The sequence below is a fragment of the Niabella aquatica genome, from assembly GCF_054779315.1.
Map to the genome: position 1 here is coordinate 1 of NZ_BAAGYM010000002.1, position 20,114 is coordinate 20,114.

Annotated in this window: 17 protein-coding genes; 6 read left to right on the top strand and 11 right to left on the bottom strand. The window is 41.3% G+C overall.

Translation table 11 applies throughout. The features are described 5' to 3' along the window. Window positions 1–438: 438 nt before the first annotated feature. Window positions 439–642, bottom strand: coding sequence for a hypothetical protein (locus ACYVBM_RS01265; protein ID WP_460683793.1), 204 nt, complete (start codon window positions 640–642; stop codon window positions 439–441). A gap of 339 nt (window positions 643–981) precedes the next feature. Between ACYVBM_RS01265 and ACYVBM_RS01270 the strand changes: the two genes are divergently transcribed. Beyond that, window positions 982–2,199 carry a DEAD/DEAH box helicase gene (locus ACYVBM_RS01270; RefSeq protein ID WP_460683794.1) on the top strand — a complete coding sequence of 406 codons (1,218 nt, stop codon included), beginning with the start codon at window positions 982–984 and terminating at the stop codon, window positions 2,197–2,199. 3 nt (window positions 2,200–2,202) lie between these two features. Here the strand turns inward: ACYVBM_RS01270 and ACYVBM_RS01275 are convergent, their stop codons facing one another. The 3 genes from ACYVBM_RS01275 to ACYVBM_RS01285 are packed head-to-tail and all read right to left on the bottom strand — an operon-like array spanning window position 2,203 to window position 3,253. Next, window positions 2,203–2,799, bottom strand: a complete 597-nt coding sequence (locus ACYVBM_RS01275; RefSeq protein ID WP_460683842.1) for a response regulator — start codon at window positions 2,797–2,799, stop codon at window positions 2,203–2,205. Window positions 2,800–2,814: 15 nt separating this feature from the next. Then, complete coding sequence (locus ACYVBM_RS01280; RefSeq protein WP_460683795.1) at window positions 2,815–2,994, bottom strand: hypothetical protein; 180 nt, start codon at window positions 2,992–2,994, stop codon at window positions 2,815–2,817. A 10-nt stretch (window positions 2,995–3,004) separates the two neighbouring features. After that, a complete protein-coding gene (locus tag ACYVBM_RS01285) occupies window positions 3,005–3,253 on the bottom strand; it encodes a sensor histidine kinase (RefSeq protein ID WP_460683796.1) in 249 nt (82 codons plus the stop codon). A 301-nt stretch (window positions 3,254–3,554) separates the two neighbouring features. Between ACYVBM_RS01285 and ACYVBM_RS01290 the strand changes: the two genes are divergently transcribed. Next, window positions 3,555–4,343 (top strand): patatin-like phospholipase family protein, encoded by a 789-nt coding sequence (locus tag ACYVBM_RS01290; protein WP_460683797.1) that lies wholly within the window; start codon window positions 3,555–3,557, stop codon window positions 4,341–4,343. A 206-nt stretch (window positions 4,344–4,549) separates the two neighbouring features. Here the strand turns inward: ACYVBM_RS01290 and sucC are convergent, their stop codons facing one another. After that, the gene (gene sucC, locus ACYVBM_RS01295) at window positions 4,550–5,761 is read right to left on the bottom strand and encodes an ADP-forming succinate--CoA ligase subunit beta (protein WP_460683798.1); all 1,212 of its coding nucleotides are present in this window, start codon (window positions 5,759–5,761) and stop codon (window positions 4,550–4,552) included. 161 nt (window positions 5,762–5,922) lie between these two features. On the opposite strand from sucC, the gene ACYVBM_RS01300 reads away from it, so the two are divergent. Further along, a complete protein-coding gene (locus ACYVBM_RS01300; protein ID WP_460683799.1) occupies window positions 5,923–7,338 on the top strand; it encodes an MFS transporter in 1,416 nt (471 codons plus the stop codon). Window positions 7,339–7,667: 329 nt separating this feature from the next. On the opposite strand, the gene ACYVBM_RS01305 is transcribed toward ACYVBM_RS01300, so the two are convergent. The 4 genes from ACYVBM_RS01305 to ACYVBM_RS01320 all read right to left on the bottom strand — a co-directional run bounded on the left by ACYVBM_RS01305 (window position 7,668) and on the right by ACYVBM_RS01320 (window position 12,969). Next, window positions 7,668–10,499, bottom strand: coding sequence for a hypothetical protein (locus ACYVBM_RS01305; protein WP_460683800.1), 2,832 nt, complete (start codon window positions 10,497–10,499; stop codon window positions 7,668–7,670). A gap of 8 nt (window positions 10,500–10,507) precedes the next feature. Further along, a complete protein-coding gene (locus ACYVBM_RS01310; protein ID WP_460683801.1) occupies window positions 10,508–11,509 on the bottom strand; it encodes a hypothetical protein in 1,002 nt (333 codons plus the stop codon). A gap of 25 nt (window positions 11,510–11,534) precedes the next feature. Then, complete coding sequence (locus ACYVBM_RS01315) at window positions 11,535–12,341, bottom strand: fimbrial biogenesis chaperone (protein WP_460683802.1); 807 nt, start codon at window positions 12,339–12,341, stop codon at window positions 11,535–11,537. 79 nt (window positions 12,342–12,420) lie between these two features. Next, complete coding sequence (locus tag ACYVBM_RS01320; protein WP_460683803.1) at window positions 12,421–12,969, bottom strand: hypothetical protein; 549 nt, start codon at window positions 12,967–12,969, stop codon at window positions 12,421–12,423. A gap of 584 nt (window positions 12,970–13,553) precedes the next feature. On the opposite strand from ACYVBM_RS01320, the gene ACYVBM_RS01325 reads away from it, so the two are divergent. Beyond that, complete coding sequence (locus tag ACYVBM_RS01325; RefSeq protein ID WP_460683804.1) at window positions 13,554–14,378, top strand: purine-nucleoside phosphorylase; 825 nt, start codon at window positions 13,554–13,556, stop codon at window positions 14,376–14,378. A 6-nt stretch (window positions 14,379–14,384) separates the two neighbouring features. Next, window positions 14,385–16,448 carry a putative porin gene (locus tag ACYVBM_RS01330; protein ID WP_460683805.1) on the top strand — a complete coding sequence of 688 codons (2,064 nt, stop codon included), beginning with the start codon at window positions 14,385–14,387 and terminating at the stop codon, window positions 16,446–16,448. A 376-nt stretch (window positions 16,449–16,824) separates the two neighbouring features. Here ACYVBM_RS01330 and ACYVBM_RS01335 read toward each other — a convergent pair whose 3' ends face one another. Beyond that, complete coding sequence (locus ACYVBM_RS01335) at window positions 16,825–17,820, bottom strand: hypothetical protein (protein WP_460683806.1); 996 nt, start codon at window positions 17,818–17,820, stop codon at window positions 16,825–16,827. A 173-nt stretch (window positions 17,821–17,993) separates the two neighbouring features. Here ACYVBM_RS01335 and holA point away from each other — a divergent pair, with 173 nt between their 5' ends. Then, window positions 17,994–18,989, top strand: coding sequence for a DNA polymerase III subunit delta (gene holA, locus ACYVBM_RS01340; RefSeq protein ID WP_460683807.1), 996 nt, complete (start codon window positions 17,994–17,996; stop codon window positions 18,987–18,989). Window positions 18,990–19,153: 164 nt separating this feature from the next. On the opposite strand, the gene ACYVBM_RS01345 is transcribed toward holA, so the two are convergent. Continuing rightward, complete coding sequence (locus tag ACYVBM_RS01345) at window positions 19,154–19,984, bottom strand: IS982 family transposase (RefSeq protein WP_460683808.1); 831 nt, start codon at window positions 19,982–19,984, stop codon at window positions 19,154–19,156. Window positions 19,985–20,114 lie beyond the last annotated feature (130 nt).

Here is a 20,114-nt window from a genome sequence, read left to right on the forward strand (position 1 = left end):
CGAACAGAGAAGTTAAGCCCCTTAAGGCCGATGGTACTGCACCACAATGCGGGAGAGTAGGTAGCTGCCATTCTTCTTAGAGAGCCTCACAAAAATGTGAGGCTTTTTTTATGCGCAATGCTGTATTGCTTTTTTAGCAGAGTTCCCTCTGCCCTTACCGATCTCTGTTGCGGCGGATAAGCCCCTTAAGGCCGATGGTACTGCACCATCCCGATAGTCATCGGGACGGGAGAGTAGGTAGCTGCCATTCTTCTTGAACCCTTCAAGTTTACTTGGAGGGTTTTTTGTTGGACGACATTAAGGTATCCCGATACGCTTTGCTCTGGTTCCCATGATTTTGAACCTTCAGTTCTTTGCCGGCGTTTTTTATTATTACTGTTGAACACACTGACTGACCCAATATAAGGGCTGTCATTTTTTAAATGCTGATTTCAGAGATCAGCCTGTAGCTGTCTTCTTTATATCCTCAATATTGTTTTTAAGCAGCCAATTTCTGAAGTCTGAAGCATTATCGGGCTGGAAGTGAATGATCTGCCCGTTTTTTAACATGATCGTAAAAAGACTTAATGAACTGGCAAATTTTACAAGGTCTGAACAGGGATAGCCGAATCCCTGATAGTAATCATTGTTAGACTTTTTCATTGAGTATAGTTTTTTTTAAGTGTTAAACAATTGGCTGGCTGCAATAAAATAAGCGCAGGCAGCAACTTACGAACTGGGGCCTTAGGAAACCCGACAACGATAAGTGCGCCCACGCTGTAGCGTGAGCGTTTTTTCACTTATGCTCCGTTGTCATTGAAAGTTCCTAAGTTTCAGTTCAGAGCTTAAAGCTAAAAACGCTTCAAGAATTTGGGAGTAAAATTAGCTTTTTTAATCAAAAAACACTTTTTTTTATCAGTATAAATAAAAACTGCTTTTAATTCATAATAAAAGTGTTATACAAAGCAGGTATCTTTGCCACTCATTTTTAACCCGATATAAGTGAAGTTTACAGAATTCGGTTTTGAAGAACAACTGATGGAAGGTATTGAGGCCTCCAACTACGAAACAGCCACGCCTATACAGGAGCAGGCGATCCCTCAAATATTAAATGGAAAAGATCTGCTGGCTTTTGCCCAGACAGGCACTGGTAAAACAGCTGCATTCTTATTACCGCTTATCAATCGCCTGCTTGTGAATGGTACCGCGAGCAATGGGGTAAATGCCATGATTATAGTACCAACCAGGGAGCTTGCCGTACAAATTGAGCAGCACCTTGAGGGGCTTTCCTATTTTACGAATTTGAGCTCCATTGCAGTGTATGGAGGAGGAGACGGCAATAGCTTTATACAGGAAAAAAGGGCGCTTAGCACGGGCGCCGATATTGTAGTATGTACACCGGGGAAAATGATGGCCCATATTAAAATGGGTTATGTAAAGCTGCAGACCCTGCAATACCTGGTGCTTGATGAAGCTGACCGGATGCTGGATATGGGCTTTTTTGATGATATTATGTTTATCATCAACCATCTTCCGCAAAAGCGGCAGAATCTTTTATTTTCGGCTACAATGCCAGATAAAATAAAACTCCTGGCGAAGCGGATCCTGTACCAGCCGGTGGAAATCAGTATTGCTATGAGCAAACCACCCGAAAAGATCGTGCAACGTGCCTATATGGTATATGACGAACAAAAAATCCCATTAATCCAGTACCTGCTACAGGAAAAGAAATATAAAGCAGTGCTGATATTCTGCAGCAGTAAACAAAGTGTAAAGCAGCTGGCAAAGGATCTGCGAAGGGTTGGCGTTAAAGCGGGAGAAATACACAGCGACCTGGAACAGGATTTCAGGGAAGACGTTTTGATGAGATATAAAAGCGGGCGTTTACCGGTGTTAGTAGCTACCGATATTTTAAGCAGGGGCATTGATATTGATCATATTGACCTGATCATCAATTTTGATGTGCCGCACGACGGGGAAGATTATGTGCACCGCATAGGAAGAACCGCCCGCGCAGAAGCGGATGGCAGCGCATTTACGCTGGTTAATCTAAAAGACCAGAGGAAATTTCATGCTATTGAAAAGCTGATAGGGAAGGAAGTGCAAAAAGATAAAGTGCCGGAGCATTTGGGAAGTCAGCCGGCATACATGTCGGCTCCTTTAAAGCGGGGTGGTGGTAAAAAGCCGTATTACAGAAAGCCTGGCAGCAGGCATAAATAAGCTTTAGAGAAAATCCAGCTGACTGGCTTTTCTTACCAGCGATGCCACATTACGGCAATCGAATTTACTGAGCAGGTTTTGGCGGTGCGTATCTACTGTTGTAATGCTGATGTAAAGTTTTTCTGCCACCTCGTTATTGGTAAGTCCTTCGGCGGTCAGCTCCAACACTTCCTTTTCCCGCCTGGTAAGCGTTATAGCCTGTGAGGCCGGCTGATGAAGGGACTGGGCGGCTTCACTGCTCAAGTACAATTTGCCTTTCATCACTATATGTATAGCTTCCATGATCTCGGCCTGCGTGGCGTTTTTTAAAAGATAGCGCGATGCCCCGTTATTCATCATCTTGCTTACAAAGCTGATCTGGTTGAAAGTGCTGAGCCCGATAACAAATACAGAAGGCCATGCTTCTTTTACTTCCCTGTATAGATCTATACAGCTCTTATCCGGCAGGTTAATATCCATTAAAATAATATCCGGTTGTTCTTTTTGCAAAAAAGCAATGCAGGAGGTGGCATTGGTAGCATGCCCCAACCATTCAACAGCGGGTTCCTGTTGCAGCAGGGAACGGATACCTTCTATTACCATGTAATGGTCATCTACTATAAATACCTTTAATCGTCATAATTCCGGCAGTTCAATAAGTACCGAAGTGCCTTTACCCGGTACTGAATGTATATCAATTTTTCCTTTTAGAACATTCACCCGGTTTTTAATATTGCTCCAGCTAATACCCTTTGTTCGTTGTAGTGCATCAGCTTCAAAGCCGTTCCCATCATCTTCTGCTGTAATAAATAGCATGCCGTCAGTTTTACTTAGCTGCACAATAGTTTTTTTTTGCAGCGGCATGTTTAATAATATTATGGATCAGCTCCTGGACAATACGGTAAACAGTGACAGATATGGTTTGATCGTTTACGGCATTTTCCATATTAATACATTCATAATGCACCTGCAAAGCGCCGCTTTTCACAATGTCATTACAAAAGTCCCTTAAAGCCGCATCCTGCCCGAATTTTACTAATGATTCGGGCATCATATTGTGCGCTACCCGGCGCATTTCTTTTATAGAGCTTCGGCAACCGTGAGTTGCTTTTCTGTTTCCAGCTCTGAAATACGCCGCTGTTGCAGCTTTTGACGAGGCATCTTTGAGTAGCAGCTTAAAAGAAATGGAAACAAATCTCTCTAAGATGAAAGCCGCTTCCCGAACCTGTATTAAAGTATTTTAAAAAAACTGGCCCATATGGGCAGTTGATAGCCCTGTAATGACTGAGCCTGCCCCAATCACCGGTATCATCAGCATAGGGCGGTGGCGCTGAAATATAGTGCCAGTATAAGCCCGATGCCTTAGCTTTGAAGTAATGCTGTTTTTTAAAAAGAAAAAGAAAGTGGTTGGAGTTGCCCTATCCGGGGGAGGGCTGAGAGGTATTGCTCATTTGGGTGTATTAAAAGCTTTAGAGGAAAAGGATCTTCAGCCATCTCTTATATCGGGCACCAGTGCCGGGGCAATTGTAGGTGCTTTTTACGCAGCAGGATATAAACCCGATGACCTGATAGAGATTGTGTCGCATCTGAATTTTTTTAGCCCACGTGCTCTGCGGTTCAGTACTTCTGCTTTGTTTGACCGCCAGATGTTATTGAAGATTTTTCATCTTTATTTTCCTGAAAATAGCTTCAGCAGCCTTAAGCTGCCACTGTATGCTGCAGCAACGGATATTGTTTCCGGCAGGTCTGTTTACTTTAACGATGGTCTTCTGGATGAAGCCCTCATGGCTTCCGCAAGTATACCCTTTGTATTCCCGGTAACTAAAATTGCAGCGCAATATTTCCTGGATGGCGGAATTGTTAATAACCTGCCTGTTGAGCCGATACAGGATCAGTGCGATATATTAATTGGTGTGAATGTAAATGCCCTTTCGTACCAGGAAGGCGCCATACTTTCCGGAAGGCGCTTGTTTGACCGTGTTGTTCACCTGGCCCTGGGTCAGCCCGTATATCAGAAAGCTAAACAGTGCGACCTTTTTATCAGCCCTCCTGATATGACCCGATTTAGCATGTTCGATAAAAAAAACGCCCGGCACATATTTGATTATGGGTATGCATATACTATGCAATACCTCGATGAGCATATGGGACGGATTTACCGATAATGCTGTTATATTGCCTCGGCTTTTCACAAATACCGGAAACTAATCTGGAAATTTTTTTATTTAGCGGCCCGTGGAACCTGAGGGAGACATACGCAGTTTGCGGGGAAGTTTCATGCATAAATTTACCTGGGACTGAAAGCATATAATAATAAAAGCGGACTGATTCAAAGTCCGCTTTTAAAGATATGGGTTAAGGATTTTGTAAATTAAGCCACGGCTTTTTTTACCAGGTCGGCTGCTTCGCTTAACAGGATGGCCGACTGAACTTTAAGGCCACTTTCATCTATCAGTTTTTTAGCTTCTTCGGCATTTGTCCCCTGCAGTCTTACAATAATGGGAATATCTATATTGCCCAGGTTCTTATAAGCCTCAATAACTCCGGCAGCTACCCGGTCGCAGCGAACAATACCGCCGAAAATATTAATAAGGATTGCTTTTACGGCAGGGTCTTTCATAATTATTTTAAATCCTGCTTCTACAGTTTGGGCATTGGCAGTGCCGCCCACATCAAGAAAATTAGCCGGTTCCCCGCCGCTTAGCTTGATCATGTCCATGGTGGCCATAGCAAGACCCGCGCCATTTACCATACAGCCTACATTACCATCCAGCTTTACAAAGTTCAGGTTATACTTACCTGCTTCTACTTCTGTAGGGTCTTCCTCTGTAATATCACGCAGGGCGGTCAGATCTGCATGGCGGATCATGGCGTTATCATCTAAATTCATTTTACAGTCAACAGCAATGATCTTATCATCAGCCGCTTTAAACAGCGGGTTGATCTCCAGCATACTGCAATCGAGCCCTACGTAAGCATTGTAAATGTTAGTGACAAATTTTACGCAGTTTTTAAATGCTTCGCCTTTCAGGCCCAGGTTGAACGCTATTTTTCTTGCCTGGAAACCCAGTAATCCACCGGCAGGATGTACCCACTCCTTAAATATTTTCTCCGGCGTATCGTGCGCTACATCCTCTATGTTCATACCTCCCTCGGTACTATACATAATTACATTTTTGCCTGTAGAGCGGTCTAAGAGTATCGATAAGTAAAATTCCTGTCTTTCGCTTGGCCCGTCATAATACATATCCTGGGCTACATATATTTTGTTCACCACTTTTCCCGCAGGGCCTGTTTGCACCGTAACTAATGTGCCGCCTAAAAGGCCCTTTGCAAACTCTTCTATGTCTTCTAAAGATTTGGCTACTTTTACACCGTTCAGGCCGCTTTCCTTTACCGTTCCTTTTCCTCGGCCACCTGCATGTATTTGCGCTTTTACCACGGCAAATTTACTTCCTGTATCCGTTTTAATTTTCCTGTATGCTTCTTCGGCTTCCTGAACAGAGCTGCATGCATAGCCGTCCTGTACCGGGACATTGTATTTTTTTAGTAACTCTTTAGCCTGATATTCATGAAGGTTCATAATAAAAACATTTGGCACGAAGTTAAGGGTTTGCGATATAAGATGTAAAGTTTGACGCGTGTTTAGCATTACAGGCAGCGATATTTAATTTGTAATGTATGCCCATGACCTCTTACCTGCAGGTTTTTTATATTCGTGATAATTTTGAAAATCAATAACAAATGGATCCGATGAATGCTGATCAGCGCTTAGGCTCAACCAGGAAGGTGCTTCCCGTTATCCTGGCAACATCCATATTTATGCAGATGCTGGACTCTACGATTTTAAATACTTCTCTTCCGGCCATAGCAAAAGATCTGGATGAATCTCCCATGAATATGCAGAATGCTATTATCAGTTATGTTTTAACGCTGGCCCTGTTTATGCCCGTAAGCGGTTTCCTGGCTGATAAATTTGGTACTAAAAAGGTTTTTATTTCATCGTTGGTGCTGTTTGCCTCAGGCTCTTTGTTTTGCTCGCTTTCTCAAAATTTAACACAACTCGTTGTGTCGAGGGTAGTCCAGGGAGTGGGCGGAAGCCTGATGACTCCTGTGGGAAAACTGGCGCTTATCAAAACATTTCCCAAAAACGAATTGCTGAAGGCAATGAATTTTGCTATTATTCCTGCATTGATCGGTCCTGTATTAGGGCCTCTGGTTGGTGGTTACATGGTAGATTATTTGTCCTGGCACTGGATCTTTCTTATCAATATCCCGATAGGGCTTACAGGAATATTATTAAGCATAAAGTTTATGCCCGATTACCGGTCTTCTGTTATAGATTTTGATTTAAAGGGATTTCTGATATTTGCAACTGCATCACTGCTGCTTTCCATTGCACTCGAACTGTTCGGCAATACTATGCATGTTACGCCGGTTTTGCTGGTCATTTCCCTGGGGTTTCTGATGCTTTACCTTTATTACCGCCATGCCAGGCGGGACGATAACCCTATTTTTCCATTGAATTTATTCCAGGTAAGAACTTTTCGCGTAGGAATATTAGGCAACCTGGCCACACGCCTGGGAATAAGCTCGGTTCCGTTACTTTTACCTTTGATGATACAGGTGGCGTACGGACAGTCGGCAGTTACATCGGGCTGGATTGTGGCCCCAATGGCTTTAACGGCAATGTTTGGCAAATCGGTAGTGATCCGGATCCTCAACAGGCTGGGATACAGAAGTACTTTAATGATCAATACCTTCATTATCGGAATGTTGATTTGCTGTATGGCTATACCGGGTACTCATACTTCTATCTACTGGTATATTCCTGTTATTGCTGTTCTGGGATTTTTTAATTCCATTCAGTTCACTTCTATGAACACCATTTCCATAGCCGATTTAAGGGAGTATCATACCAGCAGCGGAAATTCTCTGCTTTCTGTAAATCAGCAGCTGGCGATTGGCTTTGGCGTGGCTTTTGGCCTGATTGTACTTAAAATTTTTCAGGGTAATACGGCGCTTATACATAATGAAATTCATAATGCTTTCCGTTATACTTTTTTAGTGGTGGGTGGTTTAACCATTATATCAGGACTGGTATTCAGAAGATTGCATTTTAAGGACGGAGAGAATATGAGGTCGGGAGATAATACCTGATGCGCTCCCTACCCATCTCTCAGCTTTGTTTAAAGGGCTGTTACATTGCCGGGTGTATGATGAATGCAGGACCGGCAATATCCCAAAGATATATAACCAGGTAAGAGCAAACGCATCTGATTTTTGAAAAACTTTTATGCTTCATATCACCCATTACGAAATTTTCAGCAGGCTTATCTGTCTTAATCTATTTTTAATTTTTTATGTAAGCATCTGCTGCTTCACGGCCGTACTGCACCATGGCATTACATTCTTATTGCTCTTTAGCTTTAATTGAGAAAAAGAGGTGTTTTAATCATTTGGGTATGGATAAAACGATCTCTAACCAACTAATCCCCAAATTTTTTCACTATTCTTTTCTTTTCTTTTGCTTTGATGGTAAAGGTAGGAATGGAAGTGATTTTACCACTGCTGATGCTAAAGGCAGTTGCACCGGTATCGGAAACATAGGTGTTATCCGGCAGCGATTTTTCATCCAGCATTAACTGATAAGTTCCCGTTGGTAAAAAAGACATGAACGCTCCCGAATCATCAGTACTTATCCTTTGCACTATTTTGCCTTCCTGGTTATATATGTTAAAGATAATGCCATCAAAACGAGGCTCAAAATGTAAAGATGTTCTTATGTCTATATCATATTCTATTTTACCGGAAATGGTTCCGCTTTGGTGCAATGGGATTTCTATATTGGATTTATATTCCTTCAATACAATCTCTTTTTCTTTACTAAACCACCCCTGCTGTGCGCTGGATTGGATATTGTATTTCCCAAACGGAACTGACTTATATAAGAGTTGTCCTTTAGTGTTTGTTTGGAAAGAAGTGTTGTTGATTACAATTATATGGTTGCTTGCAGTAGCGTCTCCTTTGTCAAAGATATTGTTGCCGTTATTATCATAATATACCATTGCCTGAACCGTTCCTTTTTTACCCGGGGATGCTTTGGATGATTTGAAATTAAAAGTAAATCCAAGCTCCGCAGATGCTACTGATGTAGGCGGTATATCGAACCCGGTATTGGACAAGTTGTACCTGAACCAGGAAGTATTTAGAAAAACAAAGTAGCGCTCTTTTGGGGCATACCTGAGATTGACATAGGCCGAAGGTGCTTTCCCTATCATATAATCATTTATGTAGCTGGCTCCGGAATTGATTAAAAGCTTTTTACTGAAAATAGATTGGTTGATGTTTATCGACAGCATCAATCTTTTATAATTATTATTAATGCCCGTTCGTCTGGTTGTAGCATATTCAGATAAGAAATAACTTCCGTGCTGGTAAATGACATTGAAATTAATAGCTTTGAAAACATATGAGCTGTTCAGTTTAAACTGAAGCGGATGTGTTGTGTTTTCAGGATAGCGAACCATGCCGCCGTCCATGCCTATAATAAAAGAGTGGTACTGGTTGGGGCTTGTCCAGTTTAAATTTGAAGCCAGCCTGTGTGCATCCATTGACAAGAGGTTTCCTGTGTCTGCTATATTCAGCTGGCGGTTGATACTGTTAGATGTTTCGTGTTGATATTGGTAAGTAATTGTTAAGTTTATTTTTTTCAAACGGGGCAGGTTAATGCCCGCATCTGTTCTGATATTGGTTGACTTTATGTTCATATTGTAAGTGTAGGACCGTGGCGCAAAATCAGAAGCGAAAACGCTTGCATAAAGTGAAGAAGTGTTACTTAACGATTTTGTGAATGTTTGTTGCAGTTGCAGCAAGCCGCGCCTGTTGCCTGGAAAATATTTTGTGCTGTAAAAATAATTACCAGAGGTTCTTATAGTTTTGTACTCCCCAATATGTTGTACCTCTACAGCTGTCGAAAAGTTCTGATTTTTTTCAGATTGATACTTGCTGTAACCTTCATACAACCTCACTTTCACATGGTCAGACTTGCCCAGATTGTGATTGATTTCGCTGCCTACCACGTGATGCATTGCTTTTTCATACACGTCTTCTTTAAATATATAATTGAAGGTACCGTTGTTTAATGTGTTTTGTTGATTAAACATGCCAACAGCATAGAAGCCGTAACCATTTTTTAAGAAGCTGCTTTTTTGAATGAGGTTAAAGTTCTCGTCGATAAACCCGGCCTGCAAGCCCCTGCTTTTTATTTTATTATTGATGGTTATTTCAGCTCCGCGTCCAAAAAACGGAACTTCTAATGTACGGCTGATATTGCCTATTCGTATTTCGTTTGCGTTTAAATAGTAAGATAAATATGTATTACTTACAATCGGCGCATGGTCATTTTTCAGGGTATACAGGCTGCCGTTCAAACTTACATATCCGGCAGGCAAATCAATATTGGTGTTACCCATCAACTGATAAATATCAACGTTATTACCTATCCTTCTATAGCTGGCAGTAATGCTGTTACTTTGGTAAAGTGAACCCAGGTCGTTTGTTTGCACGTTATTATAACGTTTGGATGAGGATACGTTCAGTACGGTTATTACTATATTGCCAAACAGCTCTTTCTCAGCTCCACGCAATCCGGCAACCTGCACTGTAAATCTGTCCAGCCTCAGCAGTTTTTCAGGAGCAAGAAAGTGGAATTTGAAAACAGTATCTTTTTTTCTGTCTATAAATCCGGTGTATTCAAAAAAGTTTTTTTCTCCGGTGAGCTCGGGTATATTAAATACAATAGTGGCTGCCTCTCCAATATTTCCGGTATTGCTTACTGCAACAGCTACCTGTACAGAGTCGTGTATATTATGTAGGTTTATTATTGGCTGATTGGTAAACAGGTTTAACTGCACATTAGCTGTAATAGCATATTTAACATTGTGGCTTAATATCAGTTGCTTGTTTTTTGAGAAAAGCTGTAGAGAAAACTGAGCATTCCCGGCAGTGATATTATTCCCGGCAATTATTTTTAGCGGAATAAATATTTTTTCATCAGATGCCATTGATACAGGAATGGAATCTCCCAAAATGCTGGTAAAACCTGTTGGCGTAATTACTTTCAGGTATCCATCAAAATCGCCACTATCTGCTTTGGAAATCTTTACCATCATGTCCAGCAGATTTTCTTTTTGAGGGTGTTTCTCGGTAGTGACCTGTATACTCAGTTGCCGGTTTACCTGCGCTGTTGCTGCAAGATATCCGCCAAAGCATAATAGCATCAGAAAAAGTAAGGCTTTTTGTAAAGCGTTAAGATTCATATTTACTGCTATTGTGGCGTGATCTCATATTGAAGCGTTGTGGTATAATTGTCCATTTTTGCTTCAATAAGAGATAGGTCTTGAGGCTTGGTAGAATAAATGATATCATAGTAAACAGCCGTGCTGCTTGATGATCCTGTTGCGATTTTTTGAAAGGCCGCGCTAAGCCAGGCTGCACTGCTACTTGTCATACTGCCTGATGTACTGTTTACTTGTACCATTACTGTATTTAGCGGTAAGGTATTACCTGTTACAGATGTAAAGGCGGCGGGCACCGATTTTACTCTTATCTGATAACTGGTGTTGGCATTTATTACCAGGGCGCCGGGGTAAGTTACTGTAACACCGTTAACATAATCATTAATCGTTTTAAACTCCAGTAGCCCGTTCCGCGCACCTGATCCCACCTGTATAGAATATTGATTGGTTACCGGCGGGCTGCCAGAAAGTGCTCCTATCTGTAATTGATAGGAGTGTTCCCGTAATCCTATTATATTATTATTCTGATCGTAAACTTTAAATTCAAGTGGAAGAAATAAGGTGCTCCATGCCGGGAATTTACCAAGATAAGCTCCGCCGGCTATTGTCAGGTTGTATAGTAACTGCAGCTCATAATAACCATTGGGGGAAGCGGGACTGTTATACAGGCTGGCATTGGATTGCGGTATTAAAAACACTTCCTGACCAAGCTGCAGCGTTACATTTAAGGGGGCACCTATTTGTGTAATTGTGGGTATGGGGCCCGGGTAAGCCTGCCCCGATGTAGTTGTTGGCTGCAGGCTTATCATGTTAGCAGGAAGCTCCTGCCCGTTGGAAGCCATTACCGCTTGTTTTAATCTTACCGATATTTTCCATTTCGAAACATTGATATTGCCGTTACCTGATAGCGATAGCGAAAAGGCATTGGTGCTTGTGTTACCTGCGTATGAGTCTACCTGTAAATAGTTATTACTCCATGAACTGAAATTAATATTCTGTCCTTTGGCTTTACAGGTTAGTATAGCCGCCATGCATAATAAATATAGCCGCAGTTTGTTACTCATAAGTAAATGTAAGTTCGGCCACTTCCAGTACATCCTCCATACCGTAATCCATAATAACAGTGGCGGTATATTTCCCTTTCTCAAGATTTTCGGGTAATAAAATTCTTGTTTCACGTTTATTGCCGGGCATTGAATAAAATACAATAGGTTGAGCAGGTATTTTTTTGCCGGATCCCATATTAACCAGGTCCGTGTAGATAGTGCCATCACACCATATGACACCGGTATTGTCAAAGCTAAGGATGATGTTTTTTTGCTCTTTATCAAATTGTAAATTTCTTATTTCAACTTTTTTGTTCCTTGCCTTTACCGTTTTGTGAAAAATTTTAATCCCTGAGCGTATGCTTACTTTAATATCAGTTCCCCTGTAATCCATGTCGTTTACCGGGTTCATTTGTGTAACGAACAGCAGTGCGGTATGCGCTCCGATACTATCCGGTAAGGTATCCGGTGTGGAAATAGTCACTTCGATTTCCTTTATTTCTCCGGGACGTAGAGAAAAGTATTTGTCAGCTTCTTTAATAGTTATCCAACCTGCGCAGGAGTTGGGCAGAGATCCTGCGGTATACGTAATGTTTTCTCCTTTCAAATCATAGGCCCAATCACTTAATGATACCGCAAGGTTTAAAGTGTGGTTGGTACTTACATTAGTTACTACTACTTTCTGTGTGCTGCTATGTCCCTCGTTTACTTCAAAATACAACCTGGGAGGAGAAACCGAAACTCCGGTTTGTGCGATTACAGGGCAAATGAAAAGGCTTAAAAGGGATACTACAATGGATGTTTGAAACAATCTCATTTTTTTTGGAGCTAAAATACAAAGAAGAGGCCGTCTAAAAGTCAGCCTCTTCTTTTAATATTAACCAAAGCTTGTTTTATTATTGTGCTATAATTGTATAAGTAACGGTTGTAGTATATTTTGTAGGATTTTGGCCCGCTACATAATTGTTAATATAAGCATCAGCACCTGCGCCTTTATATTCTATATTAACGCTTTTGTCTACACCACCTGTAGTAGCAGATACGATAACCTTTTCATCAGCAGAAAGGGGAGAGGCTGTGTATTGTGCATTGCTTACAGCTTTTGTACCCGCAGTCGGAACTATTTGAATAGTGTTGGCATTGATGTTGCCTGCAGGGCCTGTTTTAGAGGTTGTAAGTTCAGAACCTGAGCTTTTTACCTTTACCTGAAATCCACCAGTGCTATATATTTTCAGGTGATCTGCCTGTGCAGCGCTTACACCGTTTGCATATTGTGCAACAGTTGTGTACTCCAGGTTTACTTCTTTTTGGCTTTGGTTTACAATCAATGTCTGAATGGGGTTGAGTTTTACATTTAATGTAACATTATCTGTATTGGTGCTTTGAGCCTGAGATGCGGTAGCAAAACCAAAAAATGCAGCAGATAAAATTAATGTTCTTTTCATGTTTGTATATTTTTATGAGTTTTAAAATTGATATAGAAAAAATGTGAGTTATAATTGAATTAAAAGGAGAATAATAACAGTTTACGGTTGGGTAAGGTAAAGAGCGTTATTAAGTCCGGCTTCATACAAAAAATGGATCAGAGCGATGCTTTTGTTCATTTAAATTGTTTTAGGGCTGTGGCTTGAAGGCTTATTTCCAAATCCGACACGAAAATAAATCGGGCACAAATGTGGTTTGGGGCATATTCGATGAATGACCTGTTTTTAAAGATGAATTCCTTCTTTTTTTCGCCCAAGTAATTTTGCAGGTCCAGTGAAAATCCGGATTTTGACTTTAAAAGGATATTTAAACTGTTTCCTTATGGTAGTGAGATGTTTACGTCTTGTACAGCTACTTTTCTATTTACTGATAAATGTCATATATTGACCTGATGAAACTCATGATTTTGTATCATTGTAATGATTAAAGCAATCGCTGTTGGTTCATATAATCGGAAACCCCGTCAAATGCACTATTAACTTTTTCTACCTTAATGAAGCTGTTCCTTTCACTATATTTGCTCACATTAAAATAATTATTCCCTATGAGCAAGGGCATTGTAGAAAAAGTGAATGAAACCGCAGCGTTTTTGAACGATCAATACAACGGGCAGGCTAAAATTGCTATTGTTTTAGGAAGCGGATTGGGCAATTTTGCCGGGAAAATAAAAGTAGAAAAAGAAGTTCCTTATACGGATATCCCTCATTTTCCTGTATCTACAGTGAAAGGTCATTCGGGAAAGCTGATCTTTGGGGAGCTTTCGGGAAAGAAAATAGTAGCAATGAACGGCCGCTTTCATTTTTATGAAGGATATACGCCCCAGGAAGTGGCTTTCCCCATTCGGGTTTTAAAAATGATGGGTATAGAAACACTTTTGCTGAGCAATGCCGCCGGAGGTGTTAATCCAGCTTTTAATGTGGGCGACATTATGATCATTAATGATCATATCAGCTTTGGTACACCAAATCCTTTAATTGGCAAAAATATAGAGGAATGGGGTACACGCTTTCCCGACATGAGCGAGCCTTACAAAAAGCATTTGATTGCCAGGGCCAAAGCAATAGGCGCTGCAGGCAATATTCAACTGCATGAAGGTGTATATTTTGCTGTAACCGGGCCCACTTTTGAAACAAGGGCCGAATACCGGCTTATACAGATTGTAGGCGCCGATGCCGTAGGTATGAGTACGGTACAGGAGTGTATTGTTGCCAACCACATGGGAATGGAGGTATTCGCGGTGAGCGTTATTACCGACCTGGGTATAAGGGAAGAAGAAAATGTGATCACTCACGAAGAAGTACTGGAAGCTGCCCATGCGGCTGAACCGAAGCTGGCGTATTTATTTACAGAATTGATAAAAGCTATATAGGGTTTGATGAGGTTTTTTTCCGCATTCATATTTATACTGATCAGTTGTTCGGCTTATTCACAAGGCGCACTAAGAAGCGTGGGCGACCGGTTCAGGGGAATGAGCGGGGGCTCTGGTGGTGGTACTGATACCATTGGTCATCGTGATAAGTTTGAAGACTCTATTACGATCAGCTATCGTTATTTAGATACGGCACGTACCTACAGGCTGGATTCTTCCATTAATGATTTTACGGTCAAATATCCTATTCCTGCAGATTATTATTACCTGGGAAATACCGGAAGTGCCGCGCAGTCTTTTTTATTTTCACCCAACATGAAAGCCGGATGGGACGCGGGCTTTCATGCCTATGATATATATAAGTATAAGATCGAGAACGCCCGTTTTTTTACCACCACCCGGCCTTATTCCGAGATCAGCTATATGCTGGGCACACGCAGCGAGCAGTACATTGAGCTGATGCACACCCAAAACAGAACACCTAACTGGAATATTGGCCTTCAGTACCGGTTGATCAGTGCCCCGGGTATATTCCGTAATCAGAAAACCAGCCATAATAATTATGTACTGACCAACTCGGTACAATCCGTAAACAAACGCTACCATAACTATATCGCTATTGTAGCCAATAAGCTGAAGGCTGGCGAAAACGGTGGCATTGATACTTCTGTAAATTATATAGATAATCCCGATTATGCCGATCGCATACGGGTACGTACCCGGCTAGGCGGTGATGCGGGGGTGTCTGCTAATTTTTTCAGCACTGAAGTTCCTACGGGTAATAATTATGAAGATTTTAATGCCCTGATGCGCCAGCAATTTGATCTCGGACGTAAAGATTCGCTGGTTACCGACAGTACAGTAGTACCCCTGTTTTTCCCCCGCGTCCGGCTGGAACATACTATCAGGTACAGTGCTTACAGGTATTTGTTTTCCGACAAAAATCCTATTGAGGATTATTACCGGGAAACATATCACCTCGAAAGCTTAACCTCTCCTTTCCGCAGAGAAGACTACTGGCGGGAGCTGATGAATGATTTTTCAATTTATACTTTTCCCGATGAAAAAAACACGCAGCAGTTTTTAAAAGTAGGAGTGGCTTTACAAAACCTGAAAGGTGTTTTCAGGGATGCGGTAACAGAAACATCCGATGGAATTAATTATAGCGATGATGTAATTACTTCCGGTTATAATGTGATCGGGCATGGAGAATATCGTAACCGCACCAAAAACCGGCGCTGGGATCTTTTGGCAAAAGGAACCCTGTATTTTGTTGGGATGAATGCCGGCGATTATGAAGCGGCGGCCAGCATTCAAAGTTTATTGGGTGAAAAGATCGGGTCGCTTCAGCTGGGTTTTGAAAATGTGAACCGTTCCCCGTCCTATATCACCAATTCCAACAGCTCATTTTATTTAATGCCCGCAAGTATTGATCTGAAAAAGGAAAACAGCACACATCTGTATGCTCATATTTACCAACCTTTGTTAAAGCTAGGTCTGAGCGGTCATTACTACCTGGTAAATAATTATATTTATTACACCGATTTTTATACTATTAACCAGGCGTCTATTTTCAACATGCTGCAAATAGCAGCTCACAAGATTTTTGCTGCCGGTAAAAAAGATCAGTTTAAATGGGTAGCAGACGCTTATGTTCAGCAGGTAATTGGGAACGGTCCGGTAAATGTACCTGCAGTATTTACCCGTAACCGGTTTATGTATGACGGCAACCTGGGATATAATAAACTTAAAATAGCTATGGGCTTTGATACCCGCTACCGTACCAATTACAAAGGCAACAATTATTCGCCGCTTTTGGGCCAGTTTTTTTACCAGGACGAAACAACCGTTAAATACAAGCTGCCCGACATAGACGCATTTATTCATTTCCGCATCAATTCCTTCAGGGCGTTTGTTCGCGCTGAAAACCTGAATACTTTCAGGGGTTTACCCAACACTACCGGCAAGGGTACCATGTTTGGGTTTACCAATAATAATTTTGCTGCTCCTCATTATCCTTATCCTGGTTTAATCATCAGGTTAGGGATTGCCTGGGGATTTGTAAACTAATACAAACAGCCCCGCAAAGTATATTGAACGTAAGTACCCAATTCTTCGATGGGCGGAAGTAGTAATTTTATATGGTATCATCGTCAAGCTGGTAATTTTTGTTCCGGCAGGTTTAAGGAAACTGCAGGGCAGGTTGTTTTCAACAAAGAATAAATGTTCCTATTGATTCCAATTACAGAAAGTCAGAAAGCAGGCTGAAATATACACCATCTGTCAGGCCCGTACATAACAACAAGCTGTACTTCTCATCATAACATTAAATCAATCCTGAGCTCGCTTAGCGGAGTTTTAGCTACATTTTTAAAACCGCCTTATAGGTGCAAAAAAAACCGCACCTGGTTAAAGATGCGGCGTTTATTTTGAGGTTTCTGATGGATTATCCGAAAATTCCTTTTCTTAAGCTTCTGATCCCTTCGCCGATTTTGAAGCCATTGTGATAAACTTCAATCTTGTAATCACCGGGTTTGAAGCCTTCCGTATTTTTGATAGGGAAAGAAACGCCTTTGCGGGTTCCGGTTTCATATTCCACAGGGATTTTAGCCGTAAAGTTCCGGTCTCCGTCCTGGCGGGTAGTCATAGCTCCCGACCCTAACTCATTGTTTTGCACAATACTGCCTTTAGGATCGGTAACAATAACATACAGGTCGGCCGGACCAGAAGTAGTAACGCGGTTTTCAATATTAAAAGTTATCTGTAATTTATCTACCCTTTTGGCAAAGCTGGTTTCTTTTTCCTTGCCATTGCGTTTTTCTTTTAAAGGCGTAATAGACATACCCGAGGCCGAAAGTGTGCTTGCCACGTCAACAGTATTTGCCAGTTCTTCATTTTCGGCAGCACGCATTTCGAGATTCTGACTCAGAACGTTCTTTTCTGTATTCAGATGGCTATTGCGTACGGTCAGCTCCTGATTCTCACCTTTAAGCTGGGTGATCTGGGCTTCAAGCCTTCCTATTTGACCGTTCAGTTCTCCAATCAACTGGCGGGCTCTTTTTAAATCGGCCGCTGTTGCATTATTGTTGCTTAATATCCTGTTAATCTCTGCTTTCCGGGTTTCAATTTCTTTTTGCAAAGCGGTTTTTTCACCCCGCAGGCTGTTGTTTGCACCAGTGATAGAATCGAGCCGCATTTCTGCGAGGTTAAACATCTGTCTTAATGAATCAGACTCCGACATTACATTTTCTGTTTGTGAATCAGTCGGCGAAAACAAATTCTCATTATCTGTACCCGAGTTTTTATTCCACAACATATAACCCCATGTGCCCAGCAGCGCAGCTATAAGCACCCCAATAATGAGATTTCTGCCTCCATTTGGGTTGGATGGGCTATTATTAGATGGCTGCTGAGAAGCAGAGGGATAATTCGTGTTTGCCATAAACAATGAAATTTTAAATGAATAACTGCATTATACTGCAGGAGGTGAAGTTTTTCTAATGCTTAAAAAAAATGTCCTTTCTCACAAAACATAAATTATGCCAAATAAAATTAAGACTTTTATTCAGGCTCTTTTTTGATAATATTTTAGGATTTTAAAATTATCTTGCGGGCATGTCTGTCGATAAGGTTATATCAGATTGGAAGAAAAATGCTTATAAACCAATATATTGGATAGAGGGCGATGAAGAGTTTTACGTAGATCAGCTGGTAGATTATGCAGAACGCAACATACTTAATGAAAGTGAAGCCTCTTTTAACCTGACCATATTTTATGGTAAAGATGCTGCCTGGGCAGATGTACTGAATGCCTGCCGTAAATATCCCATGTTTTCAGACCGGCAGGTGGTAATATTGAAAGAGGCCCAGCAAATGAAGGAGGTCGATAAGCTGGAGCCGTATATTCAAACGCCTTTATCTTCTACTATTTTAATAGTAGCTTTTAAAGACAAGAAGCTGGATGCACGCACCCGGTTTGCCAAGCTGGTGAAAGACAAAACGGAATACATCCTTACCAGGAAAATATATGACAATGCTTTACCGGAATGGGTAAATTCGGTAATAGGAGGAATGGGATATAATATTACTCCTAAGGCAAACAGTCTTATTGTAGATCATATTGGTAATGATTTAAGCCGTATTAAAAATGAGATCGATAAGATACTTATTAACCTGGGTGGAAGAAAATCTATTACCGAAGAAGATGTTGAAAATTATGTAGGCATCAGCAAAGAATTCAATGTATTTGAGTTGCAGAGTGCCATTGCTGCCCGGGACCTTGCCAAGGCCATACGCATTATTCAATATTTTGGTGCTAACCCCAGGGTAGCGCCTATTCAATTGGTATTGCCCTCCCTCTATACATTTTTCAGCAAAGTGTATATGGTTTTTGGTGTTTCGGGCGGCGAAGATGCCATTGCCAGGCAGATCGGAGTAAACCCCTATTTTGCAAAAAGTTATTTGCAGGCCTCCAAAACCTATGGTTTCAGCGGCGTTGAGAAAATATTGTTATTACTGCACCGGTATAATCTTAAAGGTATCGGCATCAGCGCGGCCAGGGTAGAAGATGCCGAGCTTTTGAAAGAAATGGTAGCAAAAATCATGATGTAAGATGAGGCCGGTGGTTCATAGTTCATGGTGGATAGCAATAGGCCAAAAGCCAGGTAACTGATCGCTGGTCGAAAACATTCATCACCCCTTACTCATAGAAGTTTAAAAGCTGTTGAAGATGGTTGAATGCTGGTGAAGGGTATTTAATTAATTCAAGTTGCTATTTAATCAGTGAGTTTATTCAAAGTAAAAGCGAGCATAAACATCACCAGTTTGATCAGGAACCCTTTAAAGGTCACTGCATGTATTTTTCTGAGAAACAAAGCCTTTATTTGACTAAAGGCCGTTTCTATTCCTTTTCGCATTTGTTCTTTGATAAATCTGATCCAGGGCTGATCCGGTCTTCTGGAATTGCTTTTGCGACAAATCATTAACTCCACGAGTTCTGCTGCTTTCATATCATCTTCAGCCTGGTAATCAGTATAGGCCGAATCGCCATAAATCTTACTTTCTGCCGCTACTGCCAGTGGTAACTTTTTCAATGCCTGTACATCACTTTTCGAACCCGGCACAAAGCCAAACTCTACCGGAATACCTGTTGAGTTAACCAATACCTGCACTTTTACTCCATAAAAATAACGTCGCATGCTGCTCTGCTTACCCCGCCACTGTTTGCCTTTCAGTAGCTTGCTGCGGCTGATGCGGATGTTATCACACACCGGTACAGGGAACGAATCAATCACATATTCAGATGCCCCTGCCATGCTTTTTAAGCAATGTCCTAACTGCCAGAAAACAGACACGATCAATTCGCTGACTGCATGAAGTCTACGATTAAACCGGCTTTTATCCAGCATCTGCGGTACCAACCTGGTCATCTTCATAAAATTCCGGCCATTGTCCTGATGACCTCCAAAATAAAGAGCCGATACCAGCGCGGTTGTGATCACTTCACTATCACTTACCCTGCGGCGACTGTCCTCCAAATGGCCAATTCCTTTCAAAATATCGTCTATAATACAATAAAGAGCTATAATTTTATCTTCTGTGAGCATTGATAATCGAGTTTTGTGTGTGGTAACTCAAAATTATCTTTTATTAATGCTCCTTTTTATTTGCTTACTTTAATAGCAACTTGGGTTAATTAATATAAAAATATTTAACAAGGTGGGGCGAATGATGGAT

Coding starts and splice junctions, on each gene's coding strand:
- ACYVBM_RS01305 (WP_460683800.1), bottom strand. CDS start 10,499: ATGAATCTTAACGCTTTACAAAAAGCCTTACTTTTTCTGATGCTATTA.
- ACYVBM_RS01315 (WP_460683802.1), bottom strand. CDS start 12,341: ATGAGATTGTTTCAAACATCCATTGTAGTATCCCTTTTAAGCCTTTTC.
- ACYVBM_RS01300 (WP_460683799.1), top strand. CDS start 5,923: ATGGATCCGATGAATGCTGATCAGCGCTTAGGCTCAACCAGGAAGGTG.
- ACYVBM_RS01325 (WP_460683804.1), top strand. CDS start 13,554: ATGAGCAAGGGCATTGTAGAAAAAGTGAATGAAACCGCAGCGTTTTTG.
- ACYVBM_RS01345 (WP_460683808.1), bottom strand. CDS start 19,984: ATGCTCACAGAAGATAAAATTATAGCTCTTTATTGTATTATAGACGAT.
- ACYVBM_RS01310 (WP_460683801.1), bottom strand. CDS start 11,509: ATGGCGGCTATACTAACCTGTAAAGCCAAAGGACAGAATATTAATTTC.
- holA (WP_460683807.1), top strand. CDS start 17,994: ATGTCTGTCGATAAGGTTATATCAGATTGGAAGAAAAATGCTTATAAA.
- ACYVBM_RS01290 (WP_460683797.1), top strand. CDS start 3,555: ATGCTGTTTTTTAAAAAGAAAAAGAAAGTGGTTGGAGTTGCCCTATCC.
- ACYVBM_RS01265 (WP_460683793.1), bottom strand. CDS start 642: ATGAAAAAGTCTAACAATGATTACTATCAGGGATTCGGCTATCCCTGT.
- ACYVBM_RS01335 (WP_460683806.1), bottom strand. CDS start 17,820: ATGGCAAACACGAATTATCCCTCTGCTTCTCAGCAGCCATCTAATAAT.
- sucC (WP_460683798.1), bottom strand. CDS start 5,761: ATGAACCTTCATGAATATCAGGCTAAAGAGTTACTAAAAAAATACAAT.
- ACYVBM_RS01280 (WP_460683795.1), bottom strand. CDS start 2,994: ATGCTATTTATTACAGCAGAAGATGATGGGAACGGCTTTGAAGCTGAT.
- ACYVBM_RS01320 (WP_460683803.1), bottom strand. CDS start 12,969: ATGAAAAGAACATTAATTTTATCTGCTGCATTTTTTGGTTTTGCTACC.
- ACYVBM_RS01285 (WP_460683796.1), bottom strand. CDS start 3,253: ATGCGCCGGGTAGCGCACAATATGATGCCCGAATCATTAGTAAAATTC.
- ACYVBM_RS01330 (WP_460683805.1), top strand. CDS start 14,385: ATGAGGTTTTTTTCCGCATTCATATTTATACTGATCAGTTGTTCGGCT.